This window comes from Candidatus Sungiibacteriota bacterium (assembly GCA_016432465.1).
Lineage (GTDB): Bacteria > Patescibacteriota > Minisyncoccia > Sungbacterales > HO2-52-23.
In genome coordinates, this window is record CP066690.1 from 85,677 (window position 1) to 99,123 (window position 13,447).

Here is a 13,447-nt window from a genome sequence, read left to right on the forward strand (position 1 = left end):
TTTTAAATTGTAGACGGGTTTTCATTGTTATCGCAATTATACTCCCGGCCCCATCTTGCTGTCAACAATATCTGTGGATAAGCTGTCAAATACAAAACCGTCCCGGCCGGCCGGGACGGTTTTGTAGCAAAATTCTCTGAAAATTACTGCCTTCTTAATTCGCTTCTTACGCGGTCAATCCAGCCGGCAGCGGCCTCTTTACCGCCAAGGCCAAAAGAAAGGCCAAAAGCCAAAGCAAGAGCTGCAATAAGACCTGTAATAAGCGTCTGGACAAGGGCAGTGGCAATGCCAAGCTGTAGTAGTACGGCAATAAAAGCAAACACCCAAATTGCCCAGCGCGCTACTATTCCTACCAGTCCACCGTGATAGCCAGCTGCCTCAACTGAACCACGCACCAGCCGCTCTACGGCTTGAGCTACTATAGCGGCAATAATAAGAACTAATGCTGCCACTACGACGTTGGGGATGTAAAGAAGGACACTCGTCAAAAATGCAGATACCTGACCCAAACCAAGTATATTTACCGAGGCCAGAAGAAAAACCACAATCAAGAACCATCTCACCAATCCTCCAATAAATGCGCCGGTGTTGAGACGGAATCCGCCTCGTTCCAGGGTTCGTTCAAAATCAAGTTTAACCAGCAAAGCGTCAATTCGTAGCGCTCTTATTATGTGCTCCACCAACTTCCCCAATGCTACGGCTATGATCCAGCCTATTATAAAGACGATTATCGCGCCTATAAGAAGCGGAAGAAATCCTATTACCGAAGCCCATACCTCTTGCAGGGAAGCCACTATTACATCTCCCCAGGTTTGTAGTACCATAATTTATAAGTTAACGTCTAAATTCTTATTTAATAATCACGAAACCTAAATAGTCCTTTTGTCCCGTTTCTGGCGGGACGAAAAGTTATTGTGCACAATAACTTTTAACTATCGACCTTTGCCTTTTTTACTATTTATAATTATAGTATGAAGGTATTTCTATATAAACCTTAGTTATCCACAAGGCTCACCATGCTAAGTTATACCGACCTAAAAAAAGGTGTTCTCTTTACTCTTGAAGGAGAACCTTATAAAGTTATTGACTCAAGTTTTTCCCGCATGCAGCAGAGAAAACCAGTAGTACAGGTAAAACTCCGGAACCTGCGCTCCGGCAAAACTGTGGAACGAACCTTCCAGCCTTCGGATACCTTTGAGGAGGCCGAGGTTCAAAAACGCCCCATGACTTTTTTATACGCACATCGTGGGGATTACGTTTTCTCCGACGACGCAGACCCCAAAAACCGCCTTACTTTAAAAGAGGCGGCTTTGGAAAACAAAACAAACTGGCTAAAACCAAATACGCGTCTAACGGCTTTATTTTTTAAAGATGAACTTACAAGTATTGAGCTTCCTATAAAAATGGACTTCAGGGTTATTGAGGCCCCGCCCGGAGTGCAGGGAGATCGCGCCCAGTCAGGAACCAAAACAGTCACCATAGAAACCGGGATTGTGATTCAGGTCCCGTTATTCGTAAATGCGGGGGATACCGTCAGAGTCAATACAGAAACTGGTGAATATGTAGAAAGAGTACAAAAAGCTCCGGCCTAAACGAACAACGGGACGGGCGCCACTTTTTACCCCGCCGGTGGAAAGGGTTGAAAAAGTCGGCTCATGAACCGGCTTCAGAAAAAATCTTTTGCCCTTCTGTTACCTGATAAAATAGGTTAAGAAAAAACTTTCTATCTTTTCTGGTCAAGGGCAACCCAGAGCTTGACATTAAAATCTAAATGTTTTAAACTAAGTTAAACCGCCTTGGAGGGGACAAGTGGTGAGACCGCAAGTCCGAACCAGCATCTGGGAGTCCTTTTTATATGTTGGCCTTAGCTTCGCAGCAGTTGTCATGGTTATTTATCTTCAGACGCTTATTGAGCGCATACTCCAGGGTACAACAGTAGGAACTTTTCTTTACACACAGGTAGGATATGGATTCCCTGTGCCGGAATTTTGGGAACGCATTGTAACTGCGCACAATGCAATTCAAAATACAGTTCTTTCGTTCCTAACAGGCTGGCTTCACGCCTCACTTTCCACTAATATGTTCCTCTTGGTTCGGGGAGTGGCCGTAAGTGCTTTGGTGGAAGAAGTGGAGTGGCGAGGAATTACGCGGCTATTCCAAGGTTCTTCAAAAAAGTTTTGGTGGTGGGTACTGGCCGCCATTTTACTGCTGGGATATACCCTAAGCTACTATACCGGCCCAATGAACTTATTGGTGGTACTAACGCTCGGGGCAGCCGCAACAATACTCGTAAAAGTAACAGGACGGCTTTGGACGGCCATCCTGCTACACATACTTATCAATATTAAAGGTTTCTAGTCCCGCATCTTGCGGGGTTTTTCTTTCCTTACAGGAAACCCCGCGCGAAAGCGGCGTCATCCGTGGCTTTAGCCGCAGGAGCGCGGGGATCAAAACTTGACGGTTTCCCCAGGCTTGATTACTCTTTTTTCCTTCTTGGTCTCTGTTTCCGATCCATTTTTTTCTTTTAAGGACTCTTCTAAAACTTTCCTCAATTCAGAAACGTTGGTTGCCGGATGCTGATTTCCGTTTTCTTTTCTGGCGCCTTCTCGTGGTTTTAATTCTGTTAGCGAGACCGGTCTTGCCCCCTGCGGCGTTTTGACTATGGGTTGAGAGCGAAGGCCGGGACGCGAGTGCGATGGTTTTATTTCTGAACGGGGTGGCACTGTCTGTTTTTGTTCTCTGCGTTCCGGAAAAGGACGCCTAACTTCCGGGCTAAACACTCTGGGATAGCGTTCCTCCTCACGCGGTCTCGCGGCCGATACTGCCTTTTCTGCCGGCCGAGTTCCTGCTCCTGCCGTAGCGGCAAATTCAATCCCCAGCCCTCCCAAGGTTTGTGAAAAACGCGCCTTTCCAACCTGTGGCATACGTTCGGGCAGAGGCACCAGTTTCCCCTCCTCAATTTGTTTAAGACAAGTAAAACAATACACAGGCCTTCTGCCGTCTGGTTTAAAAGGCACCGCTGCTGTTTTCCCGCAGTTCCAACAAGTAGTCTCATACTTCCCCTCCTCGCCGCTCCCTCCCCCACCCCCGTCATCGCCAACCATACCGCTCCACTGTGTGATTTTTTCCTCTACCTCCGGACGGGACCGGGCATAACGCTCCCGGGAAACCTTAATAATTTTCTCTTTGACTGTCGGGTCGGTTTCAAACTGAATGGGCGGCAAAGTCACGGCAGAAAATGGCCGGGAGGTAACTCCATCCACCATGAGTTTTAGATAAATATTATAGTTGGGCAAACCAATAAGATCCTGCTGCATGAACTCCGGCATAAACTCCTTTTCCAGAAATTCAGCATCCGCCGCACCCACCCTAAAAGTAATCATGGTGCCCACATTGCCAAAAACAGCATCTCTAACTTTGGTGGACACGTCGGTTACCAACTGTCCCACATATTGATGGGCGAGTATCAGGTTCAGGCGATATTTTCGGGCCTCAGAAAGAATGGCAGCAAAAGACTCCGTGGCAAAATTTTGAAACTCGTCAACATAAAGATAATAGTCCAGGCGGTCTTCCTCCGGTATACGTACCCGCTCCATGGCGGCGAGCTGAATTTTAGTAATAATCATGGCGCCAAGGAGCTGAGAATTATCTTCCCCGATTTTGCCTTTGGAAACGTTCACCAACAATATCTTCCCCGTATTCATTATCTCCGGGATGTTAAGTGTGGATGTTGGCTGACCAACAATGTTACGGATAAATGAGGTATTTAAAAACTGCCCGACTTTATTCTGTATCGGGACAATGGCTTCATTACGAAACTGGTCGCGCCACGTCTCATACTCATGTATCCAAAAAGACTTCACCACCGGGTCTTGGACTTTGGCGACAATTTTTTGGCGGTAGTCTTTATCTACCAGAATCCTTGGGATACCCAAAAGGGTTGTACCGGGCGTATCCAGAAGCGCCAAGATACAATTCTGGAGTATGTATTCCATACGGGCTGACCAGACGTTTGCCCAAATCTTGGTGAAAATTCCCAGAAGGTCCGAAACCACTAAATGTTTATATTTGGGGTCCGGAACTTCAAGCACGTTGAAACCAATAGGGAACTCCGAGTCCACCGGGTTGAAATAAATCACATCGTTGGTGCGCTCCGCAGGGATCTGAGCCAACACCTCTTCTACAAATTCACCGTGGGGATCAATAATGCCAATACCTCGTCCGGCCCTGATATCCTGAAGTGCGATATTCTTTAAAAGCGCTGTCTTGCCCACACCGGTCTTACCAATAACGTACATGTGCTGTCTTCGGTCATTGGTTTTAGTACCAAAAACTCTCTCATTTCCGCGAAAGTTACATTTTCCGATGAAAGTTGTATCGTTAGCTTTACCTTTAACGGTCATAACTGTATTAATTATACCATAAATTTTAAGATACGGCAACTAAATAAGCGGCTCGGGGTGACTGCCAGTAATTTTATCTTCCTTGGGGAATGAGGTTTTGTGAAAAACCGTTGCTTCTTCCTCTGCCTTAATCAGGCGCCCTACCTCCTCAACATTTACCGCATATTTGCGGCGTGACGATAGTATAATCCTGTCTTTATACGAAGGGTGCGGGGAAGCAAGAACCCCCAAGGTCTCTGCCGAGAACGGATCATAAGTCTCACCGTCTATCGTCTCTTTTATGTAGAACTCCTGCGTTCCTAAATTTATCATGTCTTTGGCCTTGAAAACCGGGGTCATCTCAACTTCTAATCTTGCGGCGTCGTCTCCGCCTACACGAAAGACTATCAGGGTCGCCACGTTGCCCAGAACAGTGGCCATAACGTCAGGGATTAGCTGCGCCGTAAATTGATGGGCCACGGTAAGATTAAGTCCGTATTTTCTTGCTTCAGCAAAAAGATTAATAAAAGAGGCCGTAACCAGATTATGAAACTCGTCAACATAGAGATAAAAATCAATTCTTTTTTCTTCGGGTATTTCGGCCCGCGCCATACCGGCCTGCTTAATTTTGGTGATAAACATGGAACCAAAAAAACTGGAATTCTCCTCGCCCAACTTACCCTTAGATAAGTTAATCAGGAGAATTTTTCTATTATTCATTATCCATTCAAAATCAATCTTATTTTCTTTTTGGGCAAAGATATTTCGGAGCATGGGCATAGACAAAAACTGTCCAAGTTTATTAACCAGAGGGATGATGGCATCCGTATCAAACTTTTCAGACCAGTCGGCAAACTCCACCGCAAAGAAACGCTTAACCATATCATCCGTTATGTACTCAATTACTTTTTGGCGATAAGGCCGATCGGTAAGCATAGATATCATTCCCCGCATGGTGGCTTCGGGATAGTCAAGAAGGGCCAACGTGGTAAAACGAAACACATGCTCAAGGCGCGGCGTCCAGTTGGCGCCAAACTGTTTCTCCATTACCTCAATAAGTCCTTGCGCCATCTGGTGTTTCATCTCCGGCGGCACTTTTTGCAACGGATTAAAAGAAACCGGCCAGTCATGATCCGAAGGATCAACCAAAACCACATCATCAATCCGTTCCTCTGGAATAAACTTCAAAATTTCCTCAATCACGTCTCCGTGGGGATCAATAAAACAAAAGCCGTAACCATAAGCGATGTCCTGACGCACCAAAAGCTCCAGCAATTTTGATTTCCCTACTCCGGACTTACCCACTATATACACATGGCGCCTGCGATCCTTACGTTTTACGCCAAAGATGTATTTCTTGGTCTCAAGCGGGGCTTCATAGTTGGTGCGGCCGACAAAAGAAACCGCTCGCGGATCCACCTGCTGATACACGGGCAGCTCCGGCGGCGGAGGCCCATATTTACTTATATGTATTCTTCCTTCCCGAGCCATGCTGATGTTGTCTAAATTTATGAGCGAGAATAGATGCCGAGCGTAATAAATTTAGCTACAACATCGAGCACCCTCTCACTCGAAAATCAACTGAATAAACTATGTTTCAGCCGACGTTTTAAACTAATGTAGGCCTTTGCTCTAAATTTAATCTGTGACTCCCGCTCACGAGCATCTTTCTCAGACCTGTAGGCCTCGTAATAAATACACTCCAAGGGTCTTCTATTTCTAGTGGAATACACCCTACCCTCATTATGCTCTTTTATTCGTTTACGTAAATCCCCAGTGTATCCAAAATATAAGTTTTTATCCTTCAGAGATTGCAAAGTGTAGAAATAAAACATAGTGATTTTCGAGTGAGAGGGTAAGGTTTTGTTACCAAAATTTGTTCGTCCTACAGACTCCAAATTTTGGACAAAGCCCTTATTAAACAACCTCGCTTTGATAGCACTGCTCATCCCCCGCCAATTCCGTCTCCAACGTCATCGTAATACAGGCAACTTTCCGCGGCAGCGCCTAACGGCTTACCCCGTGATAAATCCAGATCACCAATAGAATTGGAGGGGGACTCCGCGTGCCTTTTATTTATACGACTTCATTTTGGTAGCACGCTTCATCCCCCGCCAATTCCGTCCTAAATGCCACCAGAATTACAGACAACGTTCCGCGGCAGCGCCTCCGCCAAGTCAAACTTGGCTCCGGCTTACACTTATTTAACACTAGTATAACCTTGGAGTTGGAGTGGGATTTCGCATGTTCCTATTTTATATCACCTCGTTATTGTAACATGCTTCACAATACACAATCTCCGGCCTTTCCGGAGCGTACGAAGTTTCAAACTCATTAGGGCAGTGGTTTGTGCCGTGGAAATGTGTAGTTTGATTCTTGTATATCCCCTGATCGTCCTTGATGCCGGAACATTGACATTGACGGTTATAAAACCAAGGCTGGTTACGGTACTTTAGACGCGCTTGGTATCTGCATTCAATACAGCGCCGGGGAAGGGGTAACGACATTTTTTTATAAAACTCCAATTCCATGGGTATGATGCGAAAAACCCCGCCACAATCTGCACAGCGTATAATTTCCTGTACGATCGTATCCGAAACATCTTTGATCTTGTCCGGTAAACTTAGGGTCTCCACGGTAACTTTAAAATCTTTAATGCCCGGCTCTCTCCATAAATATCCCCGCTCTTTGGCTGATTTTTGGTCCAAAGGAAAGTAATCATACGCCAGTGTTTCGTTATAGGCAAAAGGTGAAAATTCTGGCGGGAAAAATTCTCCATACTTATAGACCAGCCCCCCCGAATCCGTATAAGGCATCTCGTTCATGTGTTTTATAATTTTTTCGCGGAGAGTTAGATAATCCTCGGGCGAGTACTGTTTATTGAAAATACAGTGGGACTTTTTTCTTAGACCAACACAGCCAAAAAGATTAGAGGAGGAGTTACAAAACATAGAGTACTCAACGTTGTTGATCGATGGCCAGCAAAGCCAGGCAAATTTAAGCCCTGCTACCTCCAGACCGACCTGTACGGACTCATACACAAGTTCACAGCCGCCCATGGCGGTTACATCATACAAGTCGCGTGATTTCATAAAGTTATTCTGGCAGTTCTTGCTGTCTTCAAGTTCAAAGGCATTGAAACAAAGTTTGGCATTTTTGGAGTGGCTAATCTGATCACCCGAAACACCAACGTTGCGCCAACCGTGCATAAATTTATGCGGCTGCAGTATCCAAAAATTATCCGCTTTTTTAGCAATATCCTGCAGTGATTTATATGATCCCGGTCCCAGTTTCTCAAGCTCTTGGAAATAAGTCTCTTGGGTGTAGGGTTTATTGAAAATATGATACTGTTTGTTCCGCAAATTTACACACCCCAGACAATAGGAACAGCCCACGCAGTCACGTGAAAACCAGACATCGCGGCACTCTTCGCAGTGAGTTGAAAAAAAAGTACGGTAGCATTTCTCAATAAACAGGCTCTCAAAGCACAACTCCGAATCTTCCGCCTCGGTAACATCAAAACACTCTTTTATTTTATCGCCGCTTACAACGTAGGCGCAGTTTTCCAAAAATCCCGCGTCAAAACAGAGATAGCAGTTTTTTGCCCAACCGGTAAAGTTGCAGTAGTCCGAGTTTACAAGCTCCGTCACGTCGCGGCTGGGCCAAGGAACAACATACATAAGTTCCCGAAACTGTTTTAAAAAAGAACGCGAAAAATCGTAATCGCGTCCATACTCCATCGGGTCCCATTTGTCTCCCAACCAATAATCACGTTCATATACTCTGGCAAGAACCTGCGGGTGATAACCAGAAAAAACCTCTTTGCCGTAAGCGTCTTCTTTTCTTTTAAAGAGGTGGCGTTCGTTCGCAAAAACCATACGCCTTACCATACGGCAGTTCGAACACCACGTGGGCGGAGGAACTTTTATCTTCTCGTAAAATACAAAGTCCTCGGGTTCAACGATGAACTCTTTTTTACAGTTTTGGCACTCTTTTATTTGACGCTCCATCACTTAATCCCCGGCAACTTTTCTTCTCCCTCTCCATAAATAGAGAGGCCTGCTGGCGGGCCAACCTTACGAGCTTCTACGTGTTTGATCAGTGGTCCGGTCAAAACCGCAACTGTGGGCGGATGAAAAATTGTGGCCAATTCTTCTGTATTGAGAACCATCTTCCCAACTTCCTGCGCTTTAATACCCCAATGGAATGCCTTGATGTTTTGTACTTTAGAGGTAAGGGGGGCTGCCGGATCCTCATACATCTTGCGCGCCCTGTAGGCGGCATAGATCCTTTCTTTTCTGGCCATAACCCGCTTTGCCGGAAAAATATGCGGCCAAAACCATATGTTAGCACGCGTCCAGGCTTTAACATTATGTTTAAACCTGTTAAGGCTCTCGGAGGCATATTGATTTAAAGCAGAGTAAACTCCGCGCTGACCGAAGTTAGAATCAAAAACTTCCGCAGTGGCCATATATAGATACCGGATTAGCGTTTCAAAGCCCGGCTTGGCAATGTTTCGTTCAATAGCCTTAAGAACTTCTAACTCACCGGGGGATCTTTCAATCATCACCAGTTTCCCGGCTGCGGTTTCAACTTGTGTACGACCAGTTTCTTCTTTGAGTTTTTTAATCAAATCCTCCCCCCTTTTTTTCCAACTATTGTCCGTAGGCCTGATTAAAATCTGTAACCAGATAACTTCCTGTGGTTTTATTTTTGACAGAACCTCAAGGAGCGCCGAGATAGGATCAAGCTGTTTCTCTTCCTCCATGGTCTCAAACTCCAGATAAGTTTTTATCGGGTAGGCATCGGGTTTCTCAAGACGCAGCTCATTGCCAAAAAGTTTGTATCCGCTAGCCTCTAACTCTTTGTGGGTTGGCGGTAGCCTAGTCACGTAATCGTCGGAGAGTTGTGTAATCCCAATATCAGGATATTGAGAATAAAGGGCAGCCTCAATCATATTACGATGTTTTTCCGGAATCCTCATATAAAAATGAATTTCTCCGCCAAAACTTACTACTTCACAGGAAAACCAAAGGGTTATCTCGCCGTCCCACCAATGTTCTTTGAAACTGGACCAAGCGTTATACAGGGCGTGAATCCCCATAAAAACTTGCTCCATGGCCTTGGGACTCCTCCGTACCTCTCTTGGAACCCTAAGTTCTATTATAGTCCATTTAATCGCCAGTCTAAATTTCTCCTGCACGTAAGTCAGCCAAAGGGACCGGGTGAAGAAAAAAAGCGCAACAAAAAGCCAGAGCCACCAGAAAGAAAAGACTCCGGCCTCAATTCGGAAAAGAATATCAACAATAGTCAAGGGATCAAAAATCATCAGAGGTTTTTAGCTGTAATAAAAACTCGCGCCCAACTCCGAATCCTGCTCTCTTATATCTTAAACAAGTGTATATTTCCCGTCGTCCGTCCTCTTAAAAAGAGACTTATTCTGTAAATTCAAAAGTATGGTCGGCTGCTTGACCAGGCGTTTCTCCAGAACCATCCTGATTATTGCATCTTTAGACAGCGGCCTACCGGCCGATTTGAGAACAGACGCTAAAACATCACGCACCACGCCAGGCTCGTATCCCCACTCGCGTAGCGCATAAAGTCCACGGCCAACTAAAACAAATCTTTTATCTTTAATAAGCTCATTATGCACTGTCTGGGGATGGGCCTTTCGCTTGGACCAGCCGGCCTTATTGATGCCTTCGGCCACCTCACGGAAGTGAAGCGGATTTCCAGACTTAGCAAGCACCAAATACGCCTTGTCCCTAACGCCTCGCGGATTTATGGTTGACCACGAAACAAGTCCAAACTCACCATAAGGATTAACGTGGATAATTTTTGATGTTTTTAAAAAAGAGTCAGCCGCGTTCTCTACAGAAAGATCTCTTAATACCTCTTTGGCGTTACGAGAAATAAGATCATAAAGAACCACCCTAGTGACGGGTTTGCCTATTTTTTCCAGATCCCGCACAACACCGGATATTACTTTTTCGCCGCCTGCTGCGCTGTCTTTATCAACTGCCCAACGATGGCGATGCCGATCATCCTCGGGAACTCGATAGAAATCTTTTCCAACGTCCAAAAGTAACGCTACGTGGGGATAGTGTTTTGCCTCGGATGCGGTTGCCATAAGGTGGCCTTCGGCCATAACGCCGCCATGCTCTTTTATATGATCGTGGAGCGCAGCCAAAACCGGTTCTGCCTCTTTTATATTCTCTGGTTTGGCAAGGTGGCGCAGTGCATCTGCCTCAATTTGGCGCACGCGTTCTCGCGTAATCTTATATTCTTTCCCTATAGCTTCTAGGGTCTGACGACGACCCGCGAGCCCAAAACGCCTTTTCAGAACATCCCGCATACGGCGGGTAGGCAGCCTGTCCATCATTGTTTTGACAACCAAGTCAGGTTTAATGGATAAATTTGAATTAGACATGAAGATTATCCGCTTATTACGTCTTGCCAAATTACCGTTAAGGATTTAATAATTTGGGTGCGACTATAATTCAGTCGGGGTTAAATAAGATAATAGATAAGCCAGATCTCTCTAAAGAGAACAGGCCCTTATAACCCTAGTTAAGAATAACATATTACTTCTTACTTGTCAATCTATGCCAGATCACGAACTGAGACAGCGCAGGGATAATACCGTATTAGTTTCTTTTCTTCGCACCAAACTTCTGCCAGATCACCAGCAGGGGGCTTGCCCCCACACCAATTCTACTACGGAGTTTGTATTGAAAAATGGGCATCTTGTCAGAAAAGTCTTGGAATTAATCACAAAAGATTCTGCAGTAGAATTGGTGTCTGAGACAACGCAGGGATAATACCGTATTAGTTTCTTTTCTTCAAACTAAACTTCTGCCAGATCACCAGCAGGGGGCTTGCCACAAAAATAGAAGAATAAGTCCCGAATATAATTCCAAGCATCAAGGCAAGTGAAAAGTACCTAGTTGTTTCTCCCCCTAAAAAAAATATAGCTAAAAGAACGAGCAGGACCGTAAATGAGGTATTGATTGACCTTGACAGCGTCTCATTAACACTGCGATTAACCGTAACCTCAAACGGCTCCATAGCCTTTAACTTGTGCAGGTTCTCCCTGGTTCTATCAAATACTACAATTGTATCGTGCACAGAGAACCCTAAAATTGTCAATAGGGCCGTTATAAACAGGGGGTCTATCTCCACACCCCTAACATGTCCCAGGAGCGCAAAAACCCCCGTAGGAATAGACACGTCGTGCACCAGTGCAATCACGGCTGTTATGCCGTATTTCCACGAGGATACTGGTTTAGACACTTTCCTAAAGGCCCAAGCTATATAAAGTATAATTGCCAAGACCGCAAAACCCAACGCCATAATAGATTTTTGTTTTAGCTCACGCCCTATGGTCGGCCCGATAGAATCAAATCTAAATTCTTTAGCCCCCGGACCGAGTTTGGTTAAAATTTCCTGATGCAGACTTTCATTAATATCTTTGAACCGCAAAATCATCCCTTTCTCGCCGGTGGGCTGTACAGCAAGCGTGCCTAAACTCAACGACTCAAGACTCTTCTTTATTTCTTCAACTGCAGGACGGTCATTCTGATACTCAACTTCCAGAAGCGATCCGCCGGTAAAATCAAGGCCCAACCTAAGACCCCACAAACCAATAGCAACGAAACTGACTACCAACAGAGTGGCGGACAAGGTCAAAAATACATACTTTTTACCTATGATATCCATATCTATCTTGCCAATCCGTTTAAAAATAAGAAACGAAGAGATTCCAGACGTCGGCTCATAAATGCAATTAGGAGAGTTCTCGTCACACTGATAGCCGAGAACATACTTACTAAAATTCCAACTCCAAGGGTCAAGGCAAACCCCTGCACCATACTTGTGCCCATCCAGTATAAAATTGCTGAAGTAATAAGACTGGAAATATTAGAGTCGCGGATAGAGGTCCAGGCGCGTGAAAAGCCTTCATAAATCCCCTCCTCCAAACTCTTGCCTTGACGCAACTCCTCCTTTAGGCGCTCAAAAATTAAAACATTGGCATCCACGGCCATACCTATGGAAAGAATAAATCCGGCAATACCCGCTACGGTAAGCGTTACCGGAATTAATTTAAATATAGCCAACACCAAAGCAGCATAAAGAAGGAGCGCCATAACCGCCAACATGCCCGGCAGACGGTACCAAAAAATCATGAAAAGCGTTACCGCCAAAAAACCGATAAGGCCGGCCTGCAAACTTCGCTCCAAAGACTCCTGCCCCAAAGACGCTTCTACTGATTGCTGGGAAATCAACTTGATAGGCACAGGCAGAGCGCCGGCATTTAAACGCCCCACAAGTTCCTTGGCCGATTGGGGTGTGAAATTTCCGGTAATCTGCGCTTTTCCGCCTGCAATCTCTTCCCGAACAACCGGTGCGGATATGGGCGCCCCGTCTAAATAAATAGCCAGCTGCTTACCAACATTGCGGCGGGTCAAGTCTTTAAAAATTTTTCCTCCCTCATCAGTAAGTTCAAGGTTTATTTGCGGCTGAAAAGTGGTTTGGTCAAAATCCAGTGCAGATCGCTTAACCTGCCGACCAGTAAGTATGGTGGGCGTAAAGTACGGATCCTCCGACAGCCGCTCTCCTTTTTTTTGCGACTCTAAAATTTTATTACGTTCTTCCTCTGGGGTTTCTTCCCGAAATTCAAGGTATGGTGTTTCGCCAATAAGTTTAATGGCGGCATTTATATCCTTAATACCGGCCAACTCCACTATAAGCCTCCAGTCTTTGCCTGATTTTTCAACCTGTACCAGCGGCTCCGCAACCCCAAAAAGATTTACCCTTCGCTCAATCACATCCCGCACCGCCTCCATGGAACTTGCATAATCAGGGGTAGAGATGTTGCCCAAATCAGCCTGATACCGGAGGTGCGTTCCCCCTTGTATGTCCAGCCCCAGACGATAAGGAATATTCAAAAAATTTAATTCAACCCCCGTGAGGCGCGAAAAATATTGAGGCGCGTCAAAAATGCCAAGTAAAACGCCCACACATAAAAACGCGGCCGCGATAAGCCGCGCTGTTTGAGGGCGCAT

General features: G+C 45.5%; 12 protein-coding genes. 3 read left to right on the forward strand and 9 right to left on the reverse strand.

Features of this window, described 5'->3' with window-relative positions:
• Window positions 1–143 precede the first annotated feature (143 nt).
• A complete protein-coding gene (locus HYW89_00435; protein QQG45392.1) occupies window positions 144–824 on the reverse strand; it encodes a hypothetical protein in 681 nt (226 codons plus the stop codon).
• Window positions 825–1,016: 192 nt separating this feature from the next.
• Here HYW89_00435 and HYW89_00440 point away from each other — a divergent pair, with 192 nt between their 5' ends.
• Both HYW89_00440 and HYW89_00445 read left to right on the forward strand, forming a co-directional pair.
• On the forward strand, window positions 1,017–1,592 hold the full coding sequence (locus HYW89_00440; protein QQG45393.1) for an elongation factor P: 576 nt from the start codon (window positions 1,017–1,019) through the stop codon (window positions 1,590–1,592).
• A gap of 292 nt (window positions 1,593–1,884) precedes the next feature.
• The gene (locus HYW89_00445) at window positions 1,885–2,358 is read left to right on the forward strand and encodes a CPBP family intramembrane metalloprotease (protein ID QQG45394.1); all 474 of its coding nucleotides are present in this window, start codon (window positions 1,885–1,887) and stop codon (window positions 2,356–2,358) included.
• Window positions 2,359–2,447: 89 nt separating this feature from the next.
• On the opposite strand, the gene HYW89_00450 is transcribed toward HYW89_00445, so the two are convergent.
• The 6 genes from HYW89_00450 to HYW89_00475 all read right to left on the reverse strand — a co-directional run bounded on the left by HYW89_00450 (window position 2,448) and on the right by HYW89_00475 (window position 10,812).
• Window positions 2,448–4,403 (reverse strand): type IV secretion system DNA-binding domain-containing protein, encoded by a 1,956-nt coding sequence (locus HYW89_00450; protein QQG45395.1) that lies wholly within the window; start codon window positions 4,401–4,403, stop codon window positions 2,448–2,450.
• Between the two features lie 39 nt (window positions 4,404–4,442).
• Window positions 4,443–5,873, reverse strand: a complete 1,431-nt coding sequence (locus HYW89_00455) for a type IV secretion system DNA-binding domain-containing protein (protein ID QQG45396.1) — start codon at window positions 5,871–5,873, stop codon at window positions 4,443–4,445.
• An 86-nt stretch (window positions 5,874–5,959) separates the two neighbouring features.
• The gene (locus tag HYW89_00460) at window positions 5,960–6,217 is read right to left on the reverse strand and encodes a GIY-YIG nuclease family protein (GenBank protein QQG45746.1); all 258 of its coding nucleotides are present in this window, start codon (window positions 6,215–6,217) and stop codon (window positions 5,960–5,962) included.
• Window positions 6,218–6,637: 420 nt separating this feature from the next.
• Window positions 6,638–8,392, reverse strand: coding sequence for a hypothetical protein (locus HYW89_00465; GenBank protein ID QQG45397.1), 1,755 nt, complete (start codon window positions 8,390–8,392; stop codon window positions 6,638–6,640).
• Window positions 8,392–9,711 carry a hypothetical protein gene (locus HYW89_00470; protein QQG45398.1) on the reverse strand — a complete coding sequence of 440 codons (1,320 nt, stop codon included), beginning with the start codon at window positions 9,709–9,711 and terminating at the stop codon, window positions 8,392–8,394. The genes HYW89_00465 and HYW89_00470 overlap by 1 nt, the downstream gene beginning before the upstream one ends.
• Before the next feature lie 60 nt (window positions 9,712–9,771).
• Window positions 9,772–10,812: a hypothetical protein gene (locus tag HYW89_00475; GenBank protein QQG45399.1), complete on the reverse strand. Its 1,041-nt coding sequence runs from the start codon at window positions 10,810–10,812 to the stop codon at window positions 9,772–9,774.
• 175 nt (window positions 10,813–10,987) lie between these two features.
• Here HYW89_00475 and HYW89_00480 point away from each other — a divergent pair, with 175 nt between their 5' ends.
• Window positions 10,988–11,203, forward strand: a complete 216-nt coding sequence (locus HYW89_00480; GenBank protein QQG45400.1) for a hypothetical protein — start codon at window positions 10,988–10,990, stop codon at window positions 11,201–11,203.
• A 7-nt stretch (window positions 11,204–11,210) separates the two neighbouring features.
• Here the strand turns inward: HYW89_00480 and secF are convergent, their stop codons facing one another.
• Both secF and secD read right to left on the reverse strand, forming a co-directional pair.
• Entirely contained in the window at window positions 11,211–12,101 is an 891-nt protein-coding gene (gene secF, locus HYW89_00485; protein ID QQG45401.1) for a protein translocase subunit SecF, read from the reverse strand.
• A gap of 2 nt (window positions 12,102–12,103) precedes the next feature.
• Window positions 12,104–13,447: a protein translocase subunit SecD gene (gene secD, locus HYW89_00490; GenBank protein QQG45747.1), complete on the reverse strand. Its 1,344-nt coding sequence runs from the start codon at window positions 13,445–13,447 to the stop codon at window positions 12,104–12,106.

Excerpts from the sequence above, each read along its gene's own strand:
- HYW89_00435 (QQG45392.1), bottom strand. The coding sequence starts at position 824 with ATGGTACTACAAACCTGGGGAGATGTAATAGTGGCTTCCCTGCAAGAG.
- HYW89_00440 (QQG45393.1), top strand. The coding sequence starts at position 1,017 with ATGCTAAGTTATACCGACCTAAAAAAAGGTGTTCTCTTTACTCTTGAA.
- HYW89_00445 (QQG45394.1), top strand. The coding sequence starts at position 1,885 with ATGGTTATTTATCTTCAGACGCTTATTGAGCGCATACTCCAGGGTACA.
- HYW89_00450 (QQG45395.1), bottom strand. The coding sequence starts at position 4,403 with ATGACCGTTAAAGGTAAAGCTAACGATACAACTTTCATCGGAAAATGT.
- HYW89_00455 (QQG45396.1), bottom strand. The coding sequence starts at position 5,873 with ATGGCTCGGGAAGGAAGAATACATATAAGTAAATATGGGCCTCCGCCG.
- HYW89_00460 (QQG45746.1), bottom strand. The coding sequence starts at position 6,217 with ATGTTTTATTTCTACACTTTGCAATCTCTGAAGGATAAAAACTTATAT.
- HYW89_00465 (QQG45397.1), bottom strand. The coding sequence starts at position 8,392 with ATGGAGCGTCAAATAAAAGAGTGCCAAAACTGTAAAAAAGAGTTCATC.
- HYW89_00470 (QQG45398.1), bottom strand. The coding sequence starts at position 9,711 with ATGATTTTTGATCCCTTGACTATTGTTGATATTCTTTTCCGAATTGAG.
- HYW89_00475 (QQG45399.1), bottom strand. The coding sequence starts at position 10,812 with ATGTCTAATTCAAATTTATCCATTAAACCTGACTTGGTTGTCAAAACA.
- HYW89_00480 (QQG45400.1), top strand. The coding sequence starts at position 10,988 with ATGCCAGATCACGAACTGAGACAGCGCAGGGATAATACCGTATTAGTT.
- secF (QQG45401.1), bottom strand. The coding sequence starts at position 12,101 with ATGGATATCATAGGTAAAAAGTATGTATTTTTGACCTTGTCCGCCACT.
- secD (QQG45747.1), bottom strand. The coding sequence starts at position 13,447 with ATGCGCCCTCAAACAGCGCGGCTTATCGCGGCCGCGTTTTTATGTGTG.